This window comes from Porphyrobacter sp. AAP82 (genome assembly GCF_000331285.1).
In the GTDB taxonomy this organism is placed as follows: Bacteria; Pseudomonadota; Alphaproteobacteria; order Sphingomonadales; family Sphingomonadaceae; genus Erythrobacter.
Genome location: NZ_ANFX01000020.1, coordinates 1 through 23,143 on the forward strand (window position 1 = coordinate 1; position 23,143 = coordinate 23,143).

Sequence of the window (23,143 nt, forward strand, 5' to 3'; positions counted from 1 at the left end):
CGCCCCACGAGCCGATACATGGGATAGAGAGCGCGGCTTCGCCGCAAGTGCAACTTCTCTGCGCCCCCCCTTTCTTCTCTGCGATCTTTGCGTGAAATCCCGCGGCGCAGCCGCGTAACCTTCGCAATACCCCTCCACCACCCGCCGCGCGGGCGGTCCCCCTCCCCATTCCTGCGGAACGGGGAGGCACCATGTGGCCCTACTGCCGTTCTGCCTGCGCCACCGCATCGCTCGCGCGCAGGGCCGAGACGATGCGGTTCAGATGCACCGCATCCTCCACCTCGACCTCGACATCGTAGGTGACGAAAGGGTGGTCGATATGCGCCTGCATCAGGGTGATGATGTTGGCCTTGTTCTGCGCGAAGATGCCCGCCATTTCGGCGAGCGTGCCCAGCCGGTCGTAGATCGTGACCGACAATTGCCCGGTCGCGCCCGAGGATTGCTTGCCCCAGGCAAGGTCGATCCAGTCGCTATCGACCCCGCTTGCCAGTTCCATGCAGTCGATCGCGTGGACCAGCACGGGTTCGCCCTTGCGGCGGATGCCGACGATGCGGTCGCCGGGCACGGGGTGGCAGCAGGGGGCAAGATCGAAGGCGACCCCGGGGGTGAGGCCGGTGATCGAGATCGCGCGCTCGCGCCGCTCCCAGTGCTCGTCTTCCTCGATCCCCGCGGTGCAGCCCGGGACCAGCGCCTCCATCACCTCGCGGTCGGTGATCTTGGCGGCGCCAATCGCATACATGAGGTCATCGGGCTCCTCCATTCCGAGCCGTTCGACCGCCACGCGGATCGCCTTCTTGCCGATGCGGGCGGGCACGCGGGCGGAAATCTCGTCGAACAGCTTGGAGCCGATGCTTGCGACCTCGTCGCGCTCCTTCATCCGCACCGCGCGGCGGATCGCGGCGCGCGCCTTGCCGGTGACCACGAAGGCGAGCCACGACAATTGCGGGGAGGCGTGGGGGTTCTTGATGATCTCGACCACATCGCCGTTCGCCAGCGGCGTGCGCAGCGGCATGTGTCGCCCGTTGATCTTCACGCCGGCGGTCTGCAAGCCCAGCTTGGTGTGGACCGCGAAGGCGAAGTCGACCGCGGTCGCCCCTTTGGGCAGCTGGAACAGCGCGCCCTTGGGGGTGAAGGCGAAGATGCGATCCTGGTAGATCGCCATCCGGGTGTGCTCGAGCAGTTCCTCGGCATCGTGGCTGGCATCGACAATCTCGATGAGGTCGCGCAGCCAGCCGACCGCTCCATCGGGCCGTTCGCCCTGCTTGTAGGCCCAGTGCGCGGCGAGGCCGAATTCGTTGGTGCGGTGCATCTCGCGGGTGCGGATCTGCACTTCGACGCGCATCGAATTGGCGTACATCAGCGAGGTGTGAAGGCTGCGGTATCCGTTCGACTTGGGGGTCGAGATATAGTCCTTGAACCGCCCGGGCAGGAACTGCCAGGTGGTGTGGAGAATGCCCAGCGCGCGGTAGCAGTCCTCCTCGGTTTCGGTGAGGACGCGGAAGGCCATGATGTCGGTGACCTGCTCGAAGCTGACATGGCGTTCGGCCATCTTGTGCCAGATCGAATAGGGGTGCTTCTCGCGCCCCCAGACCTCGACCTTGAGGCCCGCTTCGGCGAGGCGCTGCTTGATCTTCAAGGCAATGTCATCGACCTGCCCGCCGCCTTGCGAGCGCAGATGTTCGAGCCGGCCGGTGATGGTCGCCCAGGCTTCGGGTTCAAGCTCGCGGAAGGCCAGCGCCTGCATCTCGCGCATGTATTCGTACATGCCGACGCGCTCGGCGAGGGGGGCGTAGATATCCATCGTCTCGCGGGCGATGCGCTGGCGCTTCCCGGGGTTCTTGATGAAGTGCAGCGTGCGCATGTTGTGCAAGCGATCGGCGAGCTTGACCAGCAGCACGCGGATGTCTTCCGACATGGCGAGCAGGAACTTCCTGAGGTTCTCCGCCGCGCGCTCGTTCTCGGGCATGGTCTCGATCTTGGAGAGCTTGGTCACCCCGTCGACCAGCCGCGCGACCTCGGGGCCGAAATGGGCCTCGATATCGTCGATGGTGGCAAGCGTGTCCTCGACCGTGTCGTGCAGCAGCGCGGTGATGATGGTCGCCTGGTCGAGCTTCAGGTCGGTCATCAGTCCCGCGACTTCGACGGGGTGCGAGAAATAGGGGTCCCCGCTCGCGCGCTTCTGGCTGCCATGCTTCTGCACGGTATAGACATAGGCACGGTTGAGCATCGCCTCATCGGCCTGCGGGTCGTAATCGAGGACCTTCTCGACGAGTTCGTACTGGCGGAGCATCGCTATCGAATATGTGCGTGAGGGCGCAGTGCCGCAAGTGCGAAGAAGCCCCTCGTCACGCTACGACCATGTCGCGCGTTATGACCAGGTGGCTCTGGGCGGCAGGCTCATCAAAATCGCGTCGATATTGCCGCCGGTCTTGAGGCCGAAGATCGTGCCGCGGTCGTAGACCAAGTTGAACTCGGCGTAGCGGCCCCGGTATTCGAACATCTGTGCCTCGTCCGCCGCATCGAAGGGTGTTGCCATGCGCTTCCTGACGATCGCGGGAAAGGCGGCGAGGAACTGCTTGCCGATGTCCTGGATGAAGGCGAAGTTGCGCTCCCACACCGCATCGTCGGGGCATTCGAGATGGTCGCAGAACAGCCCGCCCACCCCGCGTCCGACCTTCCTGTGGGGGATGTAGAAATACTCTTCCGCCCACTTCGAATAGCGTTCGTAATAGTCCCGCCCATGCGGATCGCAGGCGGCCCGCATCGCGGCGTGGAACTGCGCGGTATCCTCGGCATAGGGCAGCGGCGGGTTCAAATCCGCGCCGCCGCCGAACCATGCCTTGGTGGTGGTGAGGAAGCGGGTGTTCATGTGGACCGCGGGCACATGCGGATTGGCCATGTGCGCAACGAGGCTGATGCCGGTGGCGACGAAGCCGGGGGCTTCCGCGCTCGCCCCGTTGATGCTGCCGGCAAATTCCTTGGCAAAGCTGCCGCGCACGGTCGAGACATTGACGCCGACCTTTTCGAACACCTTGCCCTTCATCAGGCCCTGCGTGCCGCCGCCGGGGTCAGGGTTGCCCTCCTCCTCGCGCTGCCAGGGGGTGTATTGAAAGGCCGCGTCCGAGCCCGCCTCGCGCTCGATCGCCTCGAACTCGGCGCAGATGTCATCGCGCAAGGCTTCGAACCACACGCGCGCGCGTTCGGTGTAAGGTGTCCAGTCTGTCATACATCCCCGTCCGTCATCTTGCCGCACCATAGGCGAAGGCGCGCGGGCCGCAACCCCGACTTTGCCCCGCGCGAGGAGTTGCCAAGCGCCGGAATTGGCGGCAGAGGACGGCCATGGTTCGCGCTATGTTCGCCCCCTTCCCCTTCGCCGGACACGAGCTTGCGCTCGGGCAAGGGCGCGCGCTCTATTGGCCTGCGGAACGCGCGCTGCTGGTCGCCGACCTGCATCTGGAAAAGGCGAGCTGGTTTGCCGCAAGGGGCCAGATGCTCCCGCCCTATGACAGCCGCGACACGCTCGAACGGCTGGCCGACGCGGTGAAGGCGACGGGCGCGCGGCGGGTCATCACGCTGGGCGACAATTTCCACGATGACGCAGGCGCGCTGCGATTGGATGCGCATTGCACGGGGATGCTCGAGGCGCTGACCCGGTCGCTCGACTGGGTGTGGATCACCGGCAACCATGACGAGGCGCTGCCGCGCGGCTTCGGCGGCACGATCGTGCCCGAACTGGTGATCGGCGGCGTGATCCTGCGCCACGAAGCGAAGCGCGCAGAGGCCGCGCCGGAACTGTCGGGCCACTATCACCCCAAGCTGCGCGTCAATGTCAGGAACCGCCACATCGCCCGGCCCTGCGCGGTCATGTCCCGCAGCCACAGCGGGGCCGAGCGCATGATCCTCCCCGCCTTCGGCAGCCTGACGGGCGGGCTCGACGCGGGCCACCCCGAGATCCTCGGCGCGCTCCAGCCCGCGGCAAGGATCGAGGCGCTGATGCCGGCAAGCGGCCGCATCGCGCGCTTTCCGCTGTGGCAGGCGGCGGCGCAAGACTCCACCTAGCGCTCGGCATTGTTTCGCACTACATAGCCGCCAGCACGAAGCTACCACAGGAGAACACCCCATATCACGTCCACCCCGGCGCTCGTTGGCCCCGCCTGTCAAAAGCGGCCCTCGTTTTGATTTCATGATCAACGTCCCCAAGGTTCGCGTCATCGATGACGAAGGCGAAAACCTCGGCGTCATGTACACGCGCGAAGCGATCGAGCAGGCCAACGAAAAGGGCCTGAACCTCGTCGAAGTGTCCCCCAACGCGGACCCGCCGGTGTGCAAGTTCCTCGATGTCGGCAAGTATCGCTACGAGGCGCAGAAGAAGGCGAACCTCGCGCGCAAGACGCAGAAGACGCAGGACATCAAGGAAGTGAAGATGCGTCCGAACATCGACACGCACGATTACGACGTGAAGATGCGCAACGTCACGAAGTTCATCGAACATGGCGACAAGGTGAAGATCACCCTGCGCTTTCGCGGGCGCGAAATGGCGCACCAGCACCTCGGCATGGACCTGTTGAAGAAGGTCCAGGAAGATGTCGCCGAAGTCGCCAAGGTCGAAGCCTTCCCGCGCCTGGAAGGCCGCCAGATGCTGATGGTGCTCGCGCCCAAGTAGGCGCGCGCCATCGCCCGCAAGGACATGGGGGGCGGGCCGCGAGGCTTCCGCCCCTTTTCCTTGCCCGCCCCCGCCGCTGCTGATAGTCCCTGACGGCCATGACGGGGGAAGAGCACATCGCATGACCGCGCGCGGGATCAGCCCCCGGATGATCGGCCTCGCCATGGGCCCGCTCGCCTTGGCGGCCACCGCCCTTGCCGCGCCGCCGGCCGGCATGGGTGACGGCGCCTGGCTGGTGGCGGGCCTCACCGCGTGGATGGCCGCGTGGTGGATGACCGAGGCCGTGCCGCTTTCGGTCACCGCGATGCTGCCTTTCGTGGTGCTGCCGCTCGCGGGTGTCTCGGACGCCGACAAGACCGCCGCGACCTATTATTCGCCGATCCTGTTCCTGCTTCTGGGCGGGGCCTTCATCGCGCTCGCGGTCGAGCGGACCGGCCTTCACCGCCGTCTCAGCCTGGCGATCCTGCGGCTGGTCGGGGCCGATGGCGGCGCGGTGCGGCTGCTGTTTGCCTTCATGCTTTCGACCGCGCTGCTGTCGATGTTCATCTCCAACACCTCGACCGCGCTGATCATGATGCCGATGGCGCTGGCGGTGCTGGAAGGGGGCGGGAGTGTGGCCGAGGGTGACGGGCCGGTGCCGCAAGACGGCATCGCGGGCGCGCTGCCGATGGGCATCGCCTTTGCCGCGAGCATCGGCGGGCTGGGCACGATCGTCGGCTCGCCCACCAATGCGATTGCGGTGGGGCTGCTCGACAGGATCGCAGGCGTGCGCATCACCTTTGCCGAATGGTCGCTCTACGGCATCCCGCTGGTGCTGCTTGCCGTGCCGCTGGCGGCGTGGATCGTGGCGCGGGGGCAGAAGGTGGCCGAGCACCCCTTCGATGTCGCCGCCGCGCGCGCCGCGATCCACAGCCATGCCACCTGGAGCGCGCCCGAGCGGCGGCTGGTGCCGGTCTTCCTGCTGGCCTTCATCGCCTGGGTCAGCCAGCCGCTGGTCGCCCCGCTGTTGCCGCCCGGTTCGTGGACCGACGGGACCATCGCGGTGATCGCCGCGCTCGCGCTGTTTCTTCTGCCCGACGGCACCGGCCGCCCGCTGCTGGTGTGGCAGGAAGCCGAGCGCGCGCCGTGGAGCGTGATCTTCATGTTCGGCGGCGGGCTGGCGCTGGCGGGCGGGATGCAGGCCTCGGGCCTTGCCAAATGGATCGGCACCGCGCTGCTCCCGCTCGAGGCCTGGCCGCTGCTGCTGGTCGCGCTGGCGGTGACGGTGCTGGTGATCGTGATCACCGAATTCGCCAGCAACGTCGCGACCGCCACCGGGATCGTGCCGGTGGTCGCATCACTGGTGGTGGCGCTGGGCGCGGACCCGGTGCTGCTTGCGCTGCCCGCGGCGCTCGCGGCGAGCTGGGGCTTCATGCTCCCGGCCGGCACCGGCCCCAACGCCATCGCCTGGGCGACGGGCCGCATCCGCATCGGCGCGATGGTGAGCGCGGGCGCGCTGCTCGACATCGCGGGCGCGGTGCTGATCGTCGCCCTCGTCTGGGGGATCGCGGCGCTGACCTAGGGCGCGGGCGGGAGCGGCTTGAGGCCCGCGAAGGGCTCCGCCTCATCCTGCGGCCACATCGCCTCGAGCTTGCCCTCGCCGCCCTTGGCCACGTGCATGTCGCCGCCCGCGATCCCGTCCCAGAACCGCCCGCCCACGATCTGCTCGGCGTCATAGGTCTTGACGAGGTAGCTGCCGAGATCGCGGTTGGCCAGCGGATCGGGCGCGGCAGGATCGGCGACCAGCGGCGGGTTCGCCATCTTGAAGGTCCACAGCCGGTGGCGGCCCTGCCGGTCCTCGGCCAGCACGCTCTTGATGAAGGCGTGGGGCACCGGCACGCTGATCCCGAAATCGGGGAGGTTCCTGCCGATCCGCTCGACCGGTTCGCCAAAGTAGAACACCGGGCAGGTCAGCACATAGGTTTCGAGCACGTCCTTGCGCGCGTCGAGCTTGCGGATCGCCTCCTCCAGCTCGCGCCAGCGCTTGCGGTTGAGATCGGGGTGCTGGGGCGACATGTTGGAGAGCAGGAAGGTTTCCGAATTCTGGATCTCGACGAGGTCCTGGTTGGCGCTCGCCACCAGATGCCCGCGGTCATAGCCGCTCGCGGTATAGGCCTTGAGGCCGGCGCGGAAGCGTTCGGGGATGCGCGTGTCGGCGCGGAAATTGTCGAGCCGGTCAGGCTCGGGCACGGTGTCGTTGACCAGCTCCAGATCGCGGTTGACGATCTCCAGCGTCCACTTGGCCTGGCGGAAATACCAGGAATAGCCGATCGTGAAATGGCGGCCGGTCAGCACCTGGTCGCACACCGGATAGCCGTAACGCAGCTCGCGCTGCATCAGGAACGGATCATTCATGCCTCACTCCCCTTGGCGGCGGAGCGCGCAGCGGCGCCCCGTGTTCAATGCGGATATGCGACCAGCGAGGGCTCTGACGGCTGCGGGCGGACCATGACGCATGGCGGCGCCCTTGCCCATCTGCCCTTTTCTGAAGGGTCATGCCGCGCCTTGCTTGCATGCGCGTGACAGGCCCGTTAGCCCTCGGCGCTGGACAAGGGAGGAGCACGCCATGACCGACAGCCGCAAGCCGGTGTTTCTGGTGATTGGAGCGGGCGCGGGGATCGGCGGGAATGCCGCCTTGCGCTTTGCTGCCGGAGGCTATCACGCGGTGCTCGCCCGCCGCTCGGACGCGCAGGGCCTCGCCCGCATGGTGGGCGAGATCGAGGCAGCGGGCGGCTCTGCCACCGGCACGCTCCTCAACGCCGCCGAGGACGGCAGCATCGAGGAGCTGGTCGCGCGCACCGAGGCGGACATCGGCCCGGTCCATGCCGCGCTCTACAACCTCGGCGCGCAGATCGGCAACCGCAGCCTCGACCAGACCCCGCACCGCATCTTCGAGCTCGGCTGGCGGCTCGGCACCTACGGCGTCTTCCGCCTGGCCCATGCGCTGCTGCCGCACATGGTGGAGCGGGCCAAGACCGGCGCGCACGGCACGCTGCTCGTCACCTCCGCCACCGCCGCGGTGCGCGGCAACGCGGGCCAGCACAGCCACGCCGCGGCGATGGGCGGGCGGCGCATGCTGTGCCAGACCCTGAACGCCGAGTTCGCGCGCCAGGGCGTCCATGTCGCCCACGTCATCGTCGACGGCCCGGTCGACGCCCCCGACACCCTCGGCAAGCTGCTCGGCGACCGCTTCGAGGCCTTCAAGCAGGGCAAGGGCGAGAGCGGCCTCATCGACCCCGCCGCCCTTGCCGAGACCTACTGGCACCTCGCCCACCAGCCTAGGAATTGCTGGACCCACGAGATCGACGTGCGCCCCTGGACCGATGTGGCATGGTGGAACGACAACCCCGATCCGCAGATCGACTCCAAGGGCAAGGGGTTTGCCGGGCCGCGAGCGGACTAGCGCAGCTTAAGGGTTTGCGGCGATGGCGCTGGCCATCATGGCGTCCTGATCGGCGGTGCCGCCCGACACGCCGACAGCGCCCACGACCTTGCCCTCCCGCACGATCGGCACGCCGCCGCCAATGGCCATCACCTCGTCGTTGGAGAGGATCGGGAGCCGCCCGCCCATCAATTGCTGCTCGCGCGAGGCGGTGGCCACGCGGTAGCGCGCTGCGGTGCGCGCCTTGGCCGGGGCGGCGTAGATCGATCCGTAGATCGCGCCGTCCATCCGCACGAAGGCGACAAGTTCCCCCGAAGGCTCGACCACCGCCAGCGAAATCTTGAGCCCCTCGGCCTCGGCCATCGCCAAACCGGCACGGATGATTGCCTGTGCATCGTCCAAACCGATCGGAGCGCCATAGGCTTGCGGTGCCGCAGGAGCGGGCGCTGCTGTTGCTGGGGGAGGTGTCTGTGCAACGGCGGCAACGCAAACCGTCACCAACATGGCTGAAGTTGCGACCGCGCGCATCGATTTGCCTGCAATCATCGCCCTTACTCCTCTTGACGCGAAACTACCCCCGCCACTCGCGCCGTTCCTCGGCCGCGCGCAGCACCTCATAGCTGGTCTGGACCAGCTGGAACTGCCGCGCGGCCTCGGCATCGCCGGGCTTCACATCGGGGTGCACTTCCTTGGCGCGGGCACGGTAGGCCTTCTTGATCGCATCGAAATCGGCGTCGGGTTCAAGCCCGAGCACTTCCAGCGCGCGCATTTCATCGGCGCTGCGCGAGCCGTCCCCCGATCCGGCCCAGCCGTAATGCGAGGCCTCGGCATAGCCTGCGCTTTCCTGCCGTTCGGCGCGGGCGCGTTCCTCCTTTTCGGCCTTGTCGAGGCCTTCGAAGTAATCCCACCTGGAATTGTATTCGGCGGCGTGCTTCTGGCAGAAATACCACCGGTCACGGCTGTTCGGGGCCTTGGGCGCGGGGCATGTCCCCGGCTCGTCACAGCCGTGGCGGTCGCAGATGCGCACGTTCGCCGCTTCCTGCGAGGAGCCATAGCCGCGCCAGCGCGGAAAGCCCCAATCCATCGACCGGCGCGCGCGGCTCACCGGGCAGGCCCCGGGATCATGTCGTTGGTCGATTGGGTCACGCGGTCAATCTAGGCGCTATGGCCGGAAATGGGAAGGCGTGAGAATGCGGGAACCGGTTGCAATGTGAAATGTTGCAGTGCGAAACAACCCGATGCGGCCCCTGCCCGCCGCCAGCGATGACCGGACCTGACGATGAGCCAGCAATTGACCCTTTCCAGCCTGTTCTGCGTGCTCGCGCTCGCGGGGCTGTGCATGATGACGGGCGCGCGCGACTTGGCGGGGATCGAGGCGCCGGTCGCGATCACGCAGGCGTTCTGAGGCGCGGCTTGCTTCTGCGCTGACGCCAGTCTCCCCTCCCCTTGGGGAGGGGTCGGGGGTGGGGGAGCTACGCCATCAACGGCAGAGCCCCCATCCCCAACCCCTTCCCCGAGGGGAAGGGGCTATAATCAGTTGATGATGACGCTCGCCGCGCGGCGGTTCTGCGCCCAGGCGGCCTCGTTCGAGGCGAGCGCGACGGGGCGCTCCTTGCCATAGCTCACCACCGCGATGCGATTGGCATCGACGCCGAGGCTGACGAGGTAGGCCTTGGCGGCATTGGCGCGCTTTTCGCCCAAGGCGATGTTGTATTCGCGCGTGCCGCGTTCATCCGCGTGGCCTTCGATGGTGAAGGTGATCTGCGGATAGCGCGCGAAATATTGCGCCTGGGCTTGCAGGGCAGCGGCATCCTGCGTGTCGACATTGTAGCGATCGGTATCGAAGTAGATCGTGGTCGAGGAACCGACGGCCTGTGCGAAGTGCGCCTGCGTGCCCACCGCCGGGCCACCCGGCGTGACCGGACGCGAGGTCGGGGTCGCGGTCGGGATGGTCTGGATGGGTTCGGGCGGCAGGGTGTCAGGCGCCTTCTTGGCGCAGGCCGCAAGCCCGCTCGCCGAGGCGAGGAGCAAGATCGTCGCAAGCTTGGTGTTCATCGCACGAGTTCCTTTTGTGGGGGAAATGTCAGGGCCGGATCGGGCCCCAGGCGGGGTCGGAAGCGTCGACCGGGGTGGGCAGGCGGCGTTCGTTCTGGCCGGTGAGATCGACCTGCCAAATGCCTGAACGCCCGGTGTTCTTTTCGGTGCGGAAGAACTGGATGATGCGGCCGTTGGGCGCCCACGTGGGGGCCTCGTCCTGCCAGCCCTTCGTCAGCACGCGCATGCCCCCGCCGCCGGTGTTCATCACCGCGACGTTGAAATCGCCCGCGATCCGCGTGAAGGCGATCTGGTCGCCGCGTGGGCTCCATTCGGGGGTGGCGCAGCGCCCGCCGAAAAAGCTGATGCGCTTCTGGTTGGTGCCGTCGGCGTCCATGATGTAGCACTGCTGGCTGCCCGAACGGTCGCTTTCGAACACGATTCTTGTGCCGTCGGGCGAGTAGGATCCACCCACGTCGATCCCCGGCGTGTCGGTGAGCTTGGTGGCGGTGCCGCCGGTCGCCGCGATGCGGTAGATATCGGTATTGCCCGCGACCGCCATCGAGAACAGGATCGACTTGCCATCGGGCGACCAGCGCGGGGCGATGGTGGGGTTGCGGTTCTCGGTGACGAGGGTCTGCTTGCCGCTGCCGATGTCGTAGACATAGATGCGGGGGTTTCCGTCGACGTAGCTGAGGTAGAGGATCTTCGAATAGTCGGGCGAATAGCGCGGGGTGAGCGCGGTGGCGCTCCCCAGCGTGAGGAAGCGGTGGTTCGCGCCGTCCGAATCCATCACCGCAAGGCGCTTGACCCGGCGGTCCTTGGGGCCGGTCTCGGCGATATAGGCGATGCGGCTGTCGAAAAACGGGCTCTCGCCGGTGAGGCGCGCGAAGATGAGGTCCGAACACTTGTGCGCCGCGCGCCGCCAGTCGGCCGCGGCGACCACCCAGCCCTCCTTCACCAGCTGCTGCTGGAGCTCGACGTCATAGAGGTAGCAGCCGACGGTCAGCCGGCCATCATCCCGCGCGGTGACATAGCCCTGCACCAGCATCTCCGCCCCCTGCCCGGCCCAGGCGCCATAGGCCGGTGCGCGCATGGCGGAGAAGGCGGGCTGCGGCAGGCTGTCGGGGCCGACGGGCTTGAACAGGCCGTTGTTCCTGAGGTTGGCGGTGATCACCCGCGCGATCTCGCGGCCCAAGGCGCCGGTGCCCGCCTCGTTGGCGGGGGTCGCGCGCTCGCGGTCGGTGGCGAAGGCGGGGATGGCGATGCCGATATCGGACCAGGCGGCCTCGTCGGTGATGCGGATGACCACGTCCTCGTCAGCGCTGCTGTCGATCACCTCGACCGGGGCCTCGGCACCTTGCGGCGCGCCCAGATCCTGCGCGGCAGCAGGCGCGACGGCGGTTCCGGCAAGCAGCAAGGCAATCAGCGCCTTCATTACGAATTCCTATCGAAGTCCAGAGTGAAGCTGTTTTTATCGGCCGGCACCGGGAAGGGAACCTTGAATCGCCCGACGAGCTTGATCGCGCGCACCGCTTCCTCGCGGTGGCGGGCGACCTGGTTGCGGTTGAGATCGGTCACGCCGGTGGTCGCGCCGAGGATTTGCGGCTCACCGGCAAGCGTCCCATCGGGGTTGAGGCGGAAGCGCACGCGGGTGACGAGCTTTTCGGCATCGGGCCCTTGCGGCACGCGGCCCTGCCACTTGGTCCGAACCTGCCGCGCCACCGCGCTGCGCAGCGAGGCGAGCTCGGTTGCGCCGATCGCTTGGGCGGGCGCGCGGGTTTCGGTGGTGGTGGTCGAGCTGCCCTTGCCGTCGAGGAAGTCGTCGCCGACGCGCGGCGCGCCGCCCGGTTTGCCGGTGGTCTGCCTTGGCTGCGTGGTCACCTGCCTGGGCGGAGTGCGGTCGGGGCGCGAGCGGTCGCGTGTGGGCGCGGGCTGCTGGGTCGCGGTGCGCGCCGGGGGTTTGGGGGGCACCGGAGCCGCGCGCGGCGCAGGCTCGGGCTTGGCGGCTTGCGGAGCGGGCGCGGGATTGTCGGCAATCGTCGGGGCAGCGGCCATGCGGCTCTCGCTCACCGGATCGGGCGCCGCGGCGTCCAGCCCCACCTCGGTCGCAAGGCTGACATTGATCCGCTCGGGGAACACCGTAACCTCGCTGCGCATCGTCTGCATGGCGAGCACGCCCACCAGCGCGCCATGCAGCAGCACGGCGGCGGCAAGGCCGATCTTCTCTTCGTTGCTGAGCGCGGTGTCTCCCATCCTGTCCTGCCGTTATGGGGCGCTAACTGAACCATCGGTGACCAGCGAGATCGAGGTAAAGCCCGCGCGGCCCAGCTCGCCCATAACCTGCATCACCCTGCCGTAATCGAGGCTGCGGTCGCCGCGCAGCACCACCAGCGGTGGCTCGCCCCCGCGTTGCAGGGCCTCGAGCGCGGCGGGGAGGCCTCCGGCGGGCACCGGCGCATCCTCGATATAGATCGTGCCGGCAGCGTCGATCGAGACGGTGATCTGGTCGGGCTTCTCCTCGACCGGCGCAGCGCGGCTTTCGGGCAGGTCGATGGGCACGCCCACGGCGGGGAGCGTCACCGTCACCATGAAGATGATCAGCAACACCAGCATCACGTCGACCAGCGGCGTGACGTTGATCTCCGACATCGCCGCGCGGCGCGAGCGCTTGGAGCCCTTGCGGCGGGAGGAAAGGTTCAATGCCATTTGTCAGCTCCATTCGGCGGCGAAGCCGCCGCAAGGCCGAACGGCCGCCCGCAGCGACGCGACCGCAAGGTCGCATGAGCGAGGATGCTCAAAACAAATCACGCCTTGTCCAATTCCCGGCTCAGCCCCGTGTGGAGCTTGTCGGCAAAGCGCTGGAGCGCCGCCTCGTAGCGGTCCACCGCGGCGCCGAAGCGGTTGTAGGCGATCACCGCGGGGATCGCGGCGAACAGGCCGATCGCGGTCGCGAACAGCGCCTCGGCGATGCCGGGCGCGACCACGGCGAGGCTCGCGCTCTGCTGCGCGCCGATCTGGAAGAACGAGTTCATGATCCCCCACACCGTTCCGAACAGGCCCACGAACGGCGCGACCGAACCGACGGTCGCAAGGAAGTTCAACCGTCCTGCAAGCTCGTCGGCTTCCTCGGCGATCTGGCTGTCCATCACCGCGGCGATGCGCTGGCGGGCGGCCTCGCGGTCGACCGGCTGCCTGGCGGTGGACTTCCTCCATTCATCGAGCCCGGCCGCCGCCACCCGCGCGGCGGGGACTTCCTTCCTGACCTGCTTGGCAAGCAGCGGCTCGCGGTTCTGCTGCTCCCAGAATTCGGCCTCGTATTCCCGCGACTTCTTGCCAAGCCCGCCGATCCTGAGCGAGAAGGAGACGATGATCGTCCACACCCACACGCTTGCCACGATCAGCCCGGCCATCACGGCCTGCACGATGATGTCGGCCTGAAGGAACAGTTCGACCGGATCGAGCCGGGTCGGCGTTGTGGCAGCGGCGGCAAGCAGATCGAACGTCACGGGGTCACTGGTCCTTGTTCATGAAGGCGGCAAAGGCGGCGCGCCAGGATGCGGGCTGACGGCGCGGGCGGCCATCCAGCGTGATGAAGCCGACGCGCAGCTGCGCCTCGCACAGCATCCGCGCGCCATCGTCTCCGGGGCGCCGCGCAATCTGGTGCATCCGGCACGAGGCCGCGCCAAGCTCGGTGCAGCGGGTTTCGATCACCACGTCATCATCGAGCCGGGCGGGCGCGAGGTATTTGAGATGGACCTCGGAGAGCGCATAGGCGCCCTCCCCGCTCTCGATCGCCGCGCGCTGGTCGATGCCGAGCATCCGCAAGAGGTCGGACCGCGCGCGTTCGAACCAGCGCAGGTAATTGGCGTGGTAGGTGATCCCCGAAAGGTCGGTGTCCTCGTAATAGACGCGCACCGCATAAAGATGCCGCGCGCCATCAAGGACGCCGCCGGGGGGAGTGGGAGAGGTCATGCCTTGCCGATTAGCCTAGCGGAGAGTCCGTTGCAAAGCCGGGACACTCGCGATGTGTCGATGAACCGCAGGCTAACGGGGGTGCGCGCGCAAGGTGAAGGCGTTCAGCCGCGCCGCGCGATCATCGGGCCGAGCGGCTGCCCGCCGAAGATATGGACATGGAGGTGCGGCACCTCCTGCCCGCCATGCTGGCCGATATTGGCGAGCAGGCGATAGCCGGGCTCCACCAGCCCCTTCATCCGCGCAACCTCGCCCACCGCGCGCACGAACCCGGCAATTTCGGAATCGCTCGCCTTCGCGGAAAAATCGTCCCAGCTGACATAGCGCCCCTTGGGGATCACGAGCGTATGGATGTCGGCCTGCGGGTTGATGTCCTCGAAGGCGAGCGCCCAGTCGTCCTCGTAGACCTTCCGCGAGGGGATCTCCCCGCGCAGGATCTTCGCGAAGATGTTGGCGTCGTCGTAGGGCAGGGTCGGGTCGATCGGCATCAGTCTTGGCTCCGGGGGTTACTCCGAACGAGCGGCTTTCTCGGCGATGCCCGAGAGCCCCTCGCGGCGGCCGAGTTCGGCGAGCACCGCCTCCAGCGCCACGCCCTTTTCGGCGAGCAGCACCATCAGGTGGAACAGGAGATCGGCGGCCTCGCCGACCAGTTCGGCCTCGTCGCCCGCAAGCGCGGCGATCACCGTCTCGGTCGCCTCCTCGCCCACTTTCTGCGCGATCTTGGCGAGACCCTTGGCATGGAGCCTCGCCACATAGCTTGCCTCCGGCGAGGCGGTGCGGCGCTGGGCGATCGTGGCTTCGAGGCGGGCGAGGATGTCCATTGAGCCTCTTTCGGTCAAACCCCGCGCGCGGGCAAGCCCGCCGCGCGCAGCGCCGCGTGGGCTTCGGCGATGGTGTGGTGGCCGAAGTGGAAGATGCTCGCCGCCAGCACCGCGCTGGCGTGGCCCTTGGTGACGCCTTCGACAAGGTGTTCGAGGCTCCCCACCCCGCCGCTGGCGATCACCGGGACGCTGACGGCATCGGCGATCTCGCGGGTGAGCGCGAGGTCGTAGCCGCGCTGGGTGCCGTCTCCGTCCATGCTCGTCACCAGCAACTCGCCCGCGCCGAGGTCTGCGACCTTCATCGCATATTCCACCGCGTCGATCCCGGTCGGCTTGCGCCCGCCATGCGTAAAAATTTCCCAGTTCCCGCGCGGCGTCCGGCGCGCATCGACGCTGGCGACGACGCACTGGCTGCCGAAGCGCGCGGCGATCTCGCCCACCAGCTCGGGGCGGGCGACGGCGGCGGAGTTGACCGCCACCTTGTCGGCGCCTGCCAGCAACAGCGCGCGCGCATCTTCGGCGGAGCGCACCCCGCCGCCGACAGTCAGCGGCATGAAGCACACCTCCGCCGTGCGCCGCACCATGCCCAGCAGCGTCCCGCGCCCTTCGTGGCTGGCGGAAATGTCGAGAAAGCACAGCTCGTCCGCGCCCGCCGCATCATAGGCGCGCGCCTGCTCCACCGGATCGCCCGCGTCCTTGAGGTCCACGAAGTTGACGCCCTTCACCACGCGGCCATCGGCAACGTCGAGACAGGGGATGACGCGGATGCGGACGGTCATTGGGCCACCTGTTTGTAGATTTTCACGGTCGGCTGCTGTTCGTCGCAGTCTGAGGATTCACAGTCACCGCCGCGCAAGCCAAAGGCCACGGCAGGCCAGAGGACGCTGATGAAGAAAGCACCTGCCATTCCAAAGACCAGCCCGTTGCGGCCCCACTGCGGCTCCAGAATGCGCGTCGCGATCAGCGCACAGACGAGGAAAACAACGAGATTGATCAGCGCGATCTCGACGGTACCAACCGTCAGCCCCGCAAGAAAGGTGAGTGCAAGGAAGAGCAACCCCACGAGCCGCATGGCTTAACCCCGCGCTCCCATCGCAATCGCGGCTGCCAGATCGAGCCGCCCTTCGTAGAGCGCGCGGCCCGTGATGACCCCCTCGATCCCCTCGTGCGCGTGGAGCGAGAGGATGTGGATGTCGTCCAGCCCCTTCACCCCGCCGCTGGCGATCACCGGAATGTCGACCCTGCGCGCGAGGTCGACGGTCGCCTCGATGTTCACGCCCTTCAAGAGGCCATCGCGCCCGATGTCGGTGAACAGCAGGCTGGCGACGCCTGCGTCCTCGAAGCGGCGGGCGAGGTCGGTGACGGGGACGTCGGAGACTTCCGCCCAGCCCTCGGTCGCGACCATGCCGTCCTTGGCGTCGACCGCGACGACGATGCCGTTCTCCCACTCGCGCGCCATCTCGCGCACGAAGTCGGGGTTCTTCAATGCCGCCGAGCCCATCACCACCCGCGCGACGCCGAGGTTGAACCACCCCTCCACGGCCTTGGCGTCACGGATGCCGCCGCCGAGTTGCACATAGCCCGGGAAGGCTTCGACGATCGCCTCCACCGCCGCACGGTTGCGGCTTTCGCCTGCAAAGCTGCCGTCGAGGTCGACCACGTGGAGGTGCTCCGCGCCGGCTTGCGCGAAGATCAGCGCCTGCGCGGCCGGATCATCGCCGTAAATCGTGGCGCGGTCCATGTCGCCCTCGGCAAGGCGCACGACCTGGCCGCCCTTCAGATCGATGGCGGGGAAGATGATCACGGGAACCACTCCAGAAAGCGCCGGAGCGTGGCGAGGCCGTAGCCCTGGCTTTTCTCCGGGTGAAACTGCACGCCGAGGATGTTTTCACGCGCGACGGCGGCGACCAGCCCCTCGCCGTGGTCGGTCATCGCGGCGACATTGTGCGGATCGTCAGCGGCGAAGTGGTAGGAGTGGAGGAAATAGGCCTCGCCCTCCGCGATCACCGCAGACCCGCGCGCGTGGGGGAGCATCGCGACATCGTTCCAGCCCATGTGCGGCACCTTGATGGCGGGGTCGGAGGGCGCGATCCGCCGCACCTCGCCCGGGATCCAGCCGAGGCCCGGCGTCTCGCCATGTTCGAGGCCGCGATCCGCCAGCAATTGCATCCCCACACAGATGCCGAGGAACGGCGCGCCGCCCACATGAACGCGTTCCTTCATGGCCTCAACCATGCCGGGGATGGCGTTCAGGCCCTCGGCGCAGGCCTTGAAGCTGCCGACGCCGGGGAGCACGATCCGGTCGGCCGCGCGCACCACGTAAGGATCGGCGGTGACAGTCACCTGCGCCCCAGCGGCCTTGAGCGCATTGTGAACCGAATGCAGATTGCCCGCGCCGTAATCAATCAGAGCAATGACTTCAGGCATTCTTGTTTTCCGCACCCGCCTCCGCGGGCGCGGTCCTCGCTAGGCGCGCGGCAAAGCCGCGCCCGCTGCGGGCGGCCGGTTGGCCTTGCGGCTGCTGCGCAGCCGATCGGCTCTGCCTACCCACCCAGTTGCCCCTTGGTGCTCGGGATCGCCCCGCCCTTGCGCGGGTCGCGTTCCACCGCCTGCCGCATCGCGCGGGCAAAACCCTTGTAGAGGCTTTCGCAGATATGGTGGTTGTTGGTGCCGTAGATGAGCTCCATGTGAAGCGTGATCCCGGCGGCCTGTGCAACCGAATGGAACCAGTGCTCGATCAGCTCGGTGTCCCATTCGCCGAGGCGTTCCTGCGTGAACTTCGCCTTCCACACGAGGTAGGGCCGCCCGGAAATGTCGAGCGCGACGCGAGAAAGCGTCTCGTCCATCGGCGAATAGGCCGCGCCGTAACGCCCGATCCCGGCCTTGTCGCCCAGCGCCTGCGCGATCGCCTGCCCCAGCGCAATCGCCGAATCCTCGGTGGTATGGTGCTGGTCGACGTGGAGGTCGCCCTCCACTCGCATCGTCACGTCGATCAGCGAATGGCGGCTGAACTGTTCGACCATGTGATCGAGGAACCCGATGCCGGTGGCAACGTCATAGGCGCCGGTCCCGTCGAGATTGACGGCGATGGCGATCTTGGTTTCGGTGGTGTTGCGGTTGACCGCGCCGGTGCGGGGAGGAGTGCTGGCCATGAGCCGCGCTATAGTCGGCTGGCGGCACATGACAAGCGGGCCGCGCATCGGTCCGATAGCGGCGTCAATGCGGCATGACAGGCCAAAGCCCCTTGACCAACTTCGCGCATACCGTCACGAATCCGTCCAGCCATGAACCCAGACACGCCCGACAGCCTGATCCCCTATGACGAGATCGTGCAGGAAGCCCTGCGCGCCGTGGTCGGCCGGGTGCTGGGCTCGATCGTCAGCGGCGGCGGCACGCTGCCGGGCGCGCACCACTTCTACATCACCTTCAAGACCGCCGCGCCCGGCGTGTCGATCCCGCCGCACCTGCGCGAACGTTTCCCCGACGAGATGACGATCGTGCTCCAGAACAAGTTCTGGGACCTGGAGGTGCTGCCGCACAGCTTCTCGGTCAGCCTCACCTTCAACCAGGTGCCCGCCAAGCTGACCATTCCGTTTGCCGCGATCACCGCCTTCGTCGATCCGGCGGTCGATTTCGGCCTCCAGTTCCAGGCCGCGGTCGAGGAGCTCGAGCCTGAAACCCACGAGGATGCCGAGAACGACGGGCCGGACACCGATCCCGACGGCTCGAACGTCGTCTCGATCGATTTCGGCCGCAAGAAATAGCGCTCCATGGCGGGGGCCGGACGCACAGGCAGGGGCAAGCGGGTGAAGCCAGCCGCACCCGCCGCGCCCGCTGACGCGGCCGGCGCGCCGCCCAAGCCTTCCGGCCTCCCCCTCCCCAGCCCTTCGGCCGGCACCAATCTGGTCATCGCCGATATCGTGCTGCGGGCTGCCGGGGGCCTGCTGCGCGACCGGCTGGAGAAGGGCCTGATCGTCAGGAGCCACGGCCGGGACAAGGCCGACAAGCTGGTGGGCCAGCGCGGGCTCGCATCGAGCCTTGCGCTCTACGGCGCGAGCCGCCTTGCGCGCCGTTCGCCGCTGGGGCTGGCGGTGGTGGCCGGCGTGCTTGCGGCCAAGGTGTTTTACGACCGCGGCAAGCGGCTCGAAGCCAAGCGCCGCGCCGGCAAGACGCCCCCCGCAGCGCCCCTGCAAACGGACGAATCCTGATCCCCGCTTGATTTGCCCACCCCTGATGGTGCAACGGGCGCTATGGGCGATACCTCTCAACCAGCCGACCAGCTCCACCGCCGGGGCCTGATGTTCATCCTCTCCTCGCCCTCGGGCGCGGGGAAGACCACCTTGTCGCGGATGCTGCTGGCCAAGGATCCCGAGATCATGCTCTCGGTCAGCGCCACCACCCGCCCGCCGCGCCCGGGCGAGATCGACGGGGTGCATTATCACTTCGTCTCGCCCGACCGCTTCCAGGCGATGGTCGACGAGGACGATTTCTACGAATGGGCCGAGGTCTTCGGCCACCGCTACGGCACGCCCAAGGGGGCGATCCGTGCAGGCCTGAAGGCGGGGCAGGATTTCCTCTTCGATATCGACTGGCAGGGCACCCAGCAGCTCTACCAGAAGGACCAGCAGGACGTGGTCCGCGTGTTCATCCTGCCGCCCTCGATCGAGGAACTGCACAACCGCCTCAAGGGCCGCGGCACCGACAGCGCCGAGGTCATCGCCGCGCGTATGGAACGCGCGCGGGCGGAAATCAGCCACTGGGACGGCTACGACTACGTCATCATCAACGACGATATCGACGTGTGCTTCGACAAGGTCCGCGCCATTCTGGAAGCGGAACGCATGAAGCGCATGCGCCAGACCGGGCTCATCCCCTTCGTGCGCGGGCTGATGGGATAGGGCTTTTATCGAGGTTCGCTGACGCGCGACCGGAAATCAGGCCGCATCGTCGCCGAATTCGGCGAGGGTCTGGAGGTAGCCCATATCCTTCACGATCAGCGCGCGGCCCTCGCGGGTGATCACCCCTTGCGCTTCCCAGTCCGACAGCAGCCGGCTGACATTCTCGCGCGCGAGGCCGGCAAAGGCGCCGAGGTCGCTCTGGTTGGGATCGTAGCGCAGCCGGCCATCGCCGCGCGCCGGATCGACCAGCCGCACCAGCGCGCGGGCAAGGCGCGGGGCCATCGAGAAGGTGCGGTCGCTTTCGATCACCAGGTTGAGCTGGCGCACCCGCCGGGCGAGCTCGCGCATCACGCCTGCGGCCGAGACCGCGTTGGCGGTTGCCGCGGCAAGGAAGGTGTGGCTGGGCAGGAGCAGCACCGATGAAGGCACCGCGGCAATCACGGTCGCGGTGCGCGGGCCCGAATCGAGCATCGCGATCTCGCCCACCAGTTCGCCCGGTCCGCAATAGTTGAGGATGATCTCGTGGCCGCTCGCGCTGACCATGGCGATCTTGAGCCCGCCGGTCAGCACCACCACCGCGAAGTCGCCATTCTCGTCGCCCTGCGAGATGATCGGCTCGCCCGGGCGCAGGTCGCGGCGGGTCGCCTCGCGCAGCAGGGTTTCGAGCTGTTCGGGCGCGAGCGCACGCAGCAGCGTGTCGGGCGCGAGCCGGGCGATGAGATCGTCGAGCGTATCCAGCATCATGAGTGGCCCCCTTGGGTTGGCCGTGAATAGGGGCTCGGGATCGGCCCCGCAACGGCTGGCAAGAGGGACAATATGTCGCCTGCGCGGGCAAGACCGTGATGGCCATCACAGACCGTGCGCGCGCCGCCTGCGATAGCGGCTGTGCGACCCGGGCGGGGGAGCAATTCTCCCCTGCCTCTTGGGCCCACACCCCTTGTGAGAGGGGGTGTGGGCCCCTTTTTTACGGCCGGGGCTGTGCCCGACATTCAGATGATGACGTGCCGAAAATGGTGCGTTTGCCGGACCCGGAGCGCAGCGGCCTTTCTAGCCGTGAGCACCGGAACGCCGGCAAACGGGCCATTTGCAGGCCGTCAGCGCTGAATGTCGGGTGCAGCCTTAGTGGCCGCCGCCCGAAGGATCGGCGAAGTGGTTGGGGAGCAGCGCGTTGACCACGCCGCCATCGACCGTCAGCGTCTCGCCCACCACATAATCGCCCGCGCGGCTCGCAAGGTAGATCGCGGCCGCCGCCATGTCTTCGGCGGTGCCGATGCGCTTGGCCGGGATGCCGCTCGCCGAGGCGTCGGGCGCGTCCTTGGCGGCGCGGTTCATCTCGGACGGGAAGGCGCCGGGCGCGATCGAGGTGACGACGATATTGTCGTGGATCAGCCGCGCGGCCATGCGCCGGGTCAGCTGGATCACCGCCGCCTTGGAGGCCTGATAGGCATAGGTCTCCCACGGGTTGATCCGCTGGCCATCGATCGAGGAGACATGGATGACCTTGGCCGGATGCCCCTGCTTGCCGCCCGCGACCAGCAGGTCGTGGAGCTTCTGGGTGAGGAAGAACGGGGTCTTGACGTTCAGATCCATCGTCCGGTGCCAGCCGGCCTCGGAAAATTCGAGATAGGGCTGGCCCCAGGCGGCGCCCGCATTGTTGATGAGGATATCGAGACAGCTCTCGCGCGCCTTCAACGCGTCCGCGAGCGCGATCATGCCGTCCATCTGGCTGAGGTCGGCGGGGATGCCGATGACTTTATCTGCTCCGAACTCGTCGATGGTGGCCTGCATCTGCTCGATCTTGCGCGCCGAGATATAGACGCGCGCGCAGCCCGCCGCGAGCAGCCCCTCGACGAACATCTTGCCGATCCCGCGGCTGCCGCCGGTGACGAGGGCGATGCGATTGTCGAGGCTGAAAAGTGATTGAATGTCCATTGTTCTCTCCATTCTCCTCCTGCCGTTTGCGGGAGGGGGTGATCGGAGGCACGTGACTCCGATCACGGGTGGGAATGGGCCGGGCAGGCCCACCCCGCTGCGACCAGCCAGCAAGCGGGCAAGTCTCGCACCCCTCCCGCAAGCGGGAGGGGTGGTGAAGGCTCAATACCCGCTCAATTCCGCCACGCGGTTCGCATGGAACGTCGCGTCGCCGAGGAACTCGGCCAGCGCGCGGTCGCGCTTCATGTAAAGGCCGATGTCGTATTCGTCGGTCATGCCGATGCCGCCGTGCATCTGCACGCCTTCCTGCACCGCAAGCCGCGCCGTGCGCGCGACCTTGGCCTTGGCGACGCTCGCCATCAGGTCGGCATGTTGCGAGCCGCCGTCGAGCAATTGCTGCGCCTTGATCGTCACCGCGCGGGCGATCTCGACCTCGGAATAGAGGTGGCTGGCGCGGTGCTGGAGCGCCTGGAACTCGCCGATCAGCCTGCCGAACTGCTTTCTCTGCTTGAGGTAGTCGACCGTCATGTCCATCGCGCCGCGCGCCACGCCCACGCCTTCGGCCCCCGCGCCGATCCGGCCTGCGACCAGCATCGCCTCGAGCACCGCGCGCCCGCCGTCGATCTCGCCGATCACGGCATCGCCGTCCAGTTCGACCCCGTCGAACTTGGTGTGGGTGGCCATCGCGGAATCGACCAGCCGGACGCTGTCATGGCTCACGCCCGCCGCGTCCTTGGGGACGGCGAACAGCGTGATGCCGTCGGCATCATCGTCAGCCCCGGCCGTGCGCGCGGCGACCACGATCATGTCCGCGCTCGCGCCGTGGATGACGAAGCTCTTGGCGCCCGAGAGCTTGAACCCGTTGCCCGATTTCTCGGCGCGGGTGGTGATGCGCGCCGGGCGGTGCTTGGCGGTCTCGTCGATGGCGACGGCGAACACGCTGTCACCCGCAATCAGCCCGGGCAGGTAGCGGCCCTTCAAGTCCGCCGAGCCGTGCTTGAGGGCCGTTGCCGCCAGCACCGAGGAGGTCAGGAACGGCGAGGGCGTGAGGTTGCGGCCGATCTCTTCCAGCACGATCCCGGCCTCGACATGGCCCATGCCGAGCCCGCCGTCGGCTTCCTCCACCAGCATGCCGGTGAAGCCCATTTCGGCCATCTGCTTCCACAGCGCATGGCCGAAGCCGTCCTTGCAGTTGCGGTCGCGCCAGTGGCGCAAGCCCTTGGCGATATTGCCTTCCTCGGCAATGAAGCCGCGCGCGGTATCGGCGAGCATCGCCTGATCTTCGTTGTGATACAGGGGCATTGGTTTTCCCTCTCAAGATTCCTCCCTCCCGCCTGCGGGAGGGGTAGCGAGACTTGCCAGCTTGCTGGCTAGTCGCAGCGGGGTGGGCCTGCGAGCG

29 protein-coding genes are annotated in these 23,143 nt (G+C 67.6%); 8 read left to right on the top strand and 21 right to left on the bottom strand.

The features are described 5' to 3' along the window. Positions 1–199: 199 nt before the first annotated feature. Positions 200–2,290 (bottom strand): RelA/SpoT family protein, encoded by a 2,091-nt coding sequence (locus tag D620_RS0106170; protein WP_017664925.1) that lies wholly within the window; start codon positions 2,288–2,290, stop codon positions 200–202. A 78-nt stretch (positions 2,291–2,368) separates the two neighbouring features. Then, positions 2,369–3,226 (bottom strand): oxygen-dependent coproporphyrinogen oxidase, encoded by an 858-nt coding sequence (hemF, locus tag D620_RS0106175; RefSeq protein ID WP_017664926.1) that lies wholly within the window; start codon positions 3,224–3,226, stop codon positions 2,369–2,371. A 113-nt stretch (positions 3,227–3,339) separates the two neighbouring features. On the opposite strand from hemF, the gene pdeM reads away from it, so the two are divergent. The 3 genes from pdeM (at position 3,340) to D620_RS0106190 (ending at position 6,224) form a co-directional block, all read left to right on the top strand. Next, positions 3,340–4,059: a ligase-associated DNA damage response endonuclease PdeM gene (gene pdeM, locus D620_RS14800; protein WP_051020555.1), complete on the top strand. Its 720-nt coding sequence runs from the start codon at positions 3,340–3,342 to the stop codon at positions 4,057–4,059. 124 nt (positions 4,060–4,183) lie between these two features. Further along, positions 4,184–4,663, top strand: coding sequence for a translation initiation factor IF-3 (gene infC, locus D620_RS0106185; RefSeq protein WP_017664928.1), 480 nt, complete (start codon positions 4,184–4,186; stop codon positions 4,661–4,663). A gap of 121 nt (positions 4,664–4,784) precedes the next feature. After that, the gene (locus D620_RS0106190; RefSeq protein ID WP_017664929.1) at positions 4,785–6,224 is read left to right on the top strand and encodes an SLC13 family permease; all 1,440 of its coding nucleotides are present in this window, start codon (positions 4,785–4,787) and stop codon (positions 6,222–6,224) included. Here the strand turns inward: D620_RS0106190 and D620_RS0106195 are convergent. Beyond that, on the bottom strand, positions 6,221–7,057 hold the full coding sequence (locus tag D620_RS0106195; RefSeq protein WP_017664930.1) for a DNA/RNA non-specific endonuclease: 837 nt from the start codon (positions 7,055–7,057) through the stop codon (positions 6,221–6,223). The genes D620_RS0106190 and D620_RS0106195 overlap by 4 nt on opposite strands. Positions 7,058–7,268: 211 nt before the next feature. On the opposite strand from D620_RS0106195, the gene D620_RS0106200 reads away from it, so the two are divergent. Continuing rightward, positions 7,269–8,105, top strand: coding sequence for an SDR family NAD(P)-dependent oxidoreductase (locus tag D620_RS0106200; protein ID WP_017664931.1), 837 nt, complete (start codon positions 7,269–7,271; stop codon positions 8,103–8,105). Positions 8,106–8,111: 6 nt separating this feature from the next. Here D620_RS0106200 and D620_RS16565 read toward each other — a convergent pair whose 3' ends face one another. Together D620_RS16565 and D620_RS0106210 are read right to left on the bottom strand one after the other, a co-directional pair. Beyond that, complete coding sequence (locus tag D620_RS16565) at positions 8,112–8,486, bottom strand: heme-binding protein (protein ID WP_196795264.1); 375 nt, start codon at positions 8,484–8,486, stop codon at positions 8,112–8,114. Between the two features lie 169 nt (positions 8,487–8,655). Further along, on the bottom strand, positions 8,656–9,189 hold the full coding sequence (locus D620_RS0106210; RefSeq protein WP_026092004.1) for a J domain-containing protein: 534 nt from the start codon (positions 9,187–9,189) through the stop codon (positions 8,656–8,658). A gap of 174 nt (positions 9,190–9,363) precedes the next feature. Between D620_RS0106210 and D620_RS16875 the strand changes: the two genes are divergently transcribed. Then, on the top strand, positions 9,364–9,489 hold the full coding sequence (locus D620_RS16875) for a hypothetical protein (protein WP_017664934.1): 126 nt from the start codon (positions 9,364–9,366) through the stop codon (positions 9,487–9,489). Between the two features lie 128 nt (positions 9,490–9,617). On the opposite strand, the gene pal is transcribed toward D620_RS16875, so the two are convergent. The 13 genes from pal to hisB form a co-directional block, all read right to left on the bottom strand. Then, on the bottom strand, positions 9,618–10,139 hold the full coding sequence (gene pal, locus D620_RS0106220; RefSeq protein WP_017664935.1) for a peptidoglycan-associated lipoprotein Pal: 522 nt from the start codon (positions 10,137–10,139) through the stop codon (positions 9,618–9,620). Between the two features lie 28 nt (positions 10,140–10,167). Beyond that, on the bottom strand, positions 10,168–11,556 hold the full coding sequence (tolB, locus tag D620_RS0106225; RefSeq protein ID WP_017664936.1) for a Tol-Pal system beta propeller repeat protein TolB: 1,389 nt from the start codon (positions 11,554–11,556) through the stop codon (positions 10,168–10,170). Next, the gene (locus tag D620_RS0106230; RefSeq protein WP_017664937.1) at positions 11,556–12,374 is read right to left on the bottom strand and encodes a hypothetical protein; all 819 of its coding nucleotides are present in this window, start codon (positions 12,372–12,374) and stop codon (positions 11,556–11,558) included. Before D620_RS0106230 ends, tolB begins: the two co-directional genes overlap by 1 nt. Before the next feature lie 12 nt (positions 12,375–12,386). Beyond that, positions 12,387–12,827 carry an ExbD/TolR family protein gene (locus D620_RS0106235; protein ID WP_017664938.1) on the bottom strand — a complete coding sequence of 147 codons (441 nt, stop codon included), beginning with the start codon at positions 12,825–12,827 and terminating at the stop codon, positions 12,387–12,389. Positions 12,828–12,925: 98 nt separating this feature from the next. Beyond that, positions 12,926–13,627, bottom strand: coding sequence for a protein TolQ (tolQ, locus tag D620_RS0106240; RefSeq protein WP_017664939.1), 702 nt, complete (start codon positions 13,625–13,627; stop codon positions 12,926–12,928). 4 nt (positions 13,628–13,631) lie between these two features. Further along, on the bottom strand, positions 13,632–14,093 hold the full coding sequence (locus D620_RS0106245) for a YbgC/FadM family acyl-CoA thioesterase (protein ID WP_017664940.1): 462 nt from the start codon (positions 14,091–14,093) through the stop codon (positions 13,632–13,634). A 104-nt stretch (positions 14,094–14,197) separates the two neighbouring features. Further along, positions 14,198–14,581 carry a histidine triad nucleotide-binding protein gene (locus tag D620_RS0106250; RefSeq protein ID WP_017664941.1) on the bottom strand — a complete coding sequence of 128 codons (384 nt, stop codon included), beginning with the start codon at positions 14,579–14,581 and terminating at the stop codon, positions 14,198–14,200. A gap of 18 nt (positions 14,582–14,599) precedes the next feature. Beyond that, entirely contained in the window at positions 14,600–14,914 is a 315-nt protein-coding gene (locus D620_RS0106255) for a phosphoribosyl-ATP diphosphatase (protein ID WP_017664942.1), read from the bottom strand. A gap of 14 nt (positions 14,915–14,928) precedes the next feature. Next, positions 14,929–15,693 carry an imidazole glycerol phosphate synthase subunit HisF gene (gene hisF / locus D620_RS0106260; protein ID WP_017664943.1) on the bottom strand — a complete coding sequence of 255 codons (765 nt, stop codon included), beginning with the start codon at positions 15,691–15,693 and terminating at the stop codon, positions 14,929–14,931. Next, positions 15,690–15,977: a hypothetical protein gene (locus tag D620_RS0106265; protein ID WP_155800050.1), complete on the bottom strand. Its 288-nt coding sequence runs from the start codon at positions 15,975–15,977 to the stop codon at positions 15,690–15,692. The genes hisF and D620_RS0106265 overlap by 4 nt, the downstream gene beginning before the upstream one ends. Positions 15,978–15,989: 12 nt before the next feature. Next, on the bottom strand, positions 15,990–16,718 hold the full coding sequence (gene hisA, locus D620_RS0106270; RefSeq protein ID WP_017664945.1) for a 1-(5-phosphoribosyl)-5-[(5-phosphoribosylamino)methylideneamino]imidazole-4-carboxamide isomerase: 729 nt from the start codon (positions 16,716–16,718) through the stop codon (positions 15,990–15,992). Then, a complete protein-coding gene (gene hisH / locus D620_RS0106275; RefSeq protein ID WP_017664946.1) occupies positions 16,715–17,341 on the bottom strand; it encodes an imidazole glycerol phosphate synthase subunit HisH in 627 nt (208 codons plus the stop codon). Before hisH ends, hisA begins: the two co-directional genes overlap by 4 nt. Before the next feature lie 116 nt (positions 17,342–17,457). After that, positions 17,458–18,066 carry an imidazoleglycerol-phosphate dehydratase HisB gene (gene hisB, locus D620_RS0106280; RefSeq protein WP_017664947.1) on the bottom strand — a complete coding sequence of 203 codons (609 nt, stop codon included), beginning with the start codon at positions 18,064–18,066 and terminating at the stop codon, positions 17,458–17,460. A gap of 132 nt (positions 18,067–18,198) precedes the next feature. Here hisB and D620_RS0106285 point away from each other — a divergent pair, with 132 nt between their 5' ends. The 3 genes from D620_RS0106285 to gmk are packed head-to-tail and all read left to right on the top strand — an operon-like array spanning position 18,199 to position 19,812. Further along, positions 18,199–18,678, top strand: a complete 480-nt coding sequence (locus D620_RS0106285; protein ID WP_017664948.1) for an SspB family protein — start codon at positions 18,199–18,201, stop codon at positions 18,676–18,678. Positions 18,679–18,720: 42 nt separating this feature from the next. Beyond that, on the top strand, positions 18,721–19,122 hold the full coding sequence (locus tag D620_RS14805; protein ID WP_155800051.1) for a hypothetical protein: 402 nt from the start codon (positions 18,721–18,723) through the stop codon (positions 19,120–19,122). Positions 19,123–19,164: 42 nt separating this feature from the next. Then, the gene (gene gmk, locus D620_RS0106295; RefSeq protein WP_017664950.1) at positions 19,165–19,812 is read left to right on the top strand and encodes a guanylate kinase; all 648 of its coding nucleotides are present in this window, start codon (positions 19,165–19,167) and stop codon (positions 19,810–19,812) included. A 36-nt stretch (positions 19,813–19,848) separates the two neighbouring features. Here the strand turns inward: gmk and D620_RS0106300 are convergent, their stop codons facing one another. The 3 genes from D620_RS0106300 to D620_RS0106310 all read right to left on the bottom strand — a co-directional run bounded on the left by D620_RS0106300 (position 19,849) and on the right by D620_RS0106310 (position 23,046). Then, positions 19,849–20,556 (bottom strand): Crp/Fnr family transcriptional regulator, encoded by a 708-nt coding sequence (locus tag D620_RS0106300; RefSeq protein WP_017664951.1) that lies wholly within the window; start codon positions 20,554–20,556, stop codon positions 19,849–19,851. 375 nt (positions 20,557–20,931) lie between these two features. After that, a complete protein-coding gene (locus tag D620_RS0106305) occupies positions 20,932–21,744 on the bottom strand; it encodes an SDR family oxidoreductase (RefSeq protein ID WP_017664952.1) in 813 nt (270 codons plus the stop codon). 162 nt (positions 21,745–21,906) lie between these two features. Further along, on the bottom strand, positions 21,907–23,046 hold the full coding sequence (locus D620_RS0106310; RefSeq protein WP_017664953.1) for an acyl-CoA dehydrogenase family protein: 1,140 nt from the start codon (positions 23,044–23,046) through the stop codon (positions 21,907–21,909). Positions 23,047–23,143: the final 97 nt, after the last annotated feature.

Coding starts and splice junctions, on each gene's coding strand:
- hemF (WP_017664926.1), bottom strand. CDS start 3,226: ATGACAGACTGGACACCTTACACCGAACGCGCGCGCGTGTGGTTCGAA.
- D620_RS0106170 (WP_017664925.1), bottom strand. CDS start 2,290: ATGCTCCGCCAGTACGAACTCGTCGAGAAGGTCCTCGATTACGACCCG.
- D620_RS0106285 (WP_017664948.1), top strand. CDS start 18,199: ATGAACCCAGACACGCCCGACAGCCTGATCCCCTATGACGAGATCGTG.
- D620_RS0106245 (WP_017664940.1), bottom strand. CDS start 14,093: ATGACCTCTCCCACTCCCCCCGGCGGCGTCCTTGATGGCGCGCGGCAT.
- D620_RS0106255 (WP_017664942.1), bottom strand. CDS start 14,914: ATGGACATCCTCGCCCGCCTCGAAGCCACGATCGCCCAGCGCCGCACC.
- gmk (WP_017664950.1), top strand. CDS start 19,165: ATGGGCGATACCTCTCAACCAGCCGACCAGCTCCACCGCCGGGGCCTG.
- D620_RS0106250 (WP_017664941.1), bottom strand. CDS start 14,581: ATGCCGATCGACCCGACCCTGCCCTACGACGACGCCAACATCTTCGCG.
- D620_RS0106230 (WP_017664937.1), bottom strand. CDS start 12,374: ATGGGAGACACCGCGCTCAGCAACGAAGAGAAGATCGGCCTTGCCGCC.
- D620_RS0106310 (WP_017664953.1), bottom strand. CDS start 23,046: ATGCCCCTGTATCACAACGAAGATCAGGCGATGCTCGCCGATACCGCG.
- D620_RS0106200 (WP_017664931.1), top strand. CDS start 7,269: ATGACCGACAGCCGCAAGCCGGTGTTTCTGGTGATTGGAGCGGGCGCG.
- D620_RS0106195 (WP_017664930.1), bottom strand. CDS start 7,057: ATGAATGATCCGTTCCTGATGCAGCGCGAGCTGCGTTACGGCTATCCG.
- hisH (WP_017664946.1), bottom strand. CDS start 17,341: ATGCCTGAAGTCATTGCTCTGATTGATTACGGCGCGGGCAATCTGCAT.
- pal (WP_017664935.1), bottom strand. CDS start 10,139: ATGAACACCAAGCTTGCGACGATCTTGCTCCTCGCCTCGGCGAGCGGG.
- D620_RS0106190 (WP_017664929.1), top strand. CDS start 4,785: ATGACCGCGCGCGGGATCAGCCCCCGGATGATCGGCCTCGCCATGGGC.
- D620_RS0106300 (WP_017664951.1), bottom strand. CDS start 20,556: ATGATGCTGGATACGCTCGACGATCTCATCGCCCGGCTCGCGCCCGAC.
- D620_RS0106305 (WP_017664952.1), bottom strand. CDS start 21,744: ATGGACATTCAATCACTTTTCAGCCTCGACAATCGCATCGCCCTCGTC.
- pdeM (WP_051020555.1), top strand. CDS start 3,340: ATGGTTCGCGCTATGTTCGCCCCCTTCCCCTTCGCCGGACACGAGCTT.
- D620_RS16875 (WP_017664934.1), top strand. CDS start 9,364: ATGAGCCAGCAATTGACCCTTTCCAGCCTGTTCTGCGTGCTCGCGCTC.
- tolB (WP_017664936.1), bottom strand. CDS start 11,556: ATGAAGGCGCTGATTGCCTTGCTGCTTGCCGGAACCGCCGTCGCGCCT.
- infC (WP_017664928.1), top strand. CDS start 4,184: ATGATCAACGTCCCCAAGGTTCGCGTCATCGATGACGAAGGCGAAAAC.
- hisB (WP_017664947.1), bottom strand. CDS start 18,066: ATGGCCAGCACTCCTCCCCGCACCGGCGCGGTCAACCGCAACACCACC.
- D620_RS0106235 (WP_017664938.1), bottom strand. CDS start 12,827: ATGGCATTGAACCTTTCCTCCCGCCGCAAGGGCTCCAAGCGCTCGCGC.
- hisF (WP_017664943.1), bottom strand. CDS start 15,693: ATGACCGTCCGCATCCGCGTCATCCCCTGTCTCGACGTTGCCGATGGC.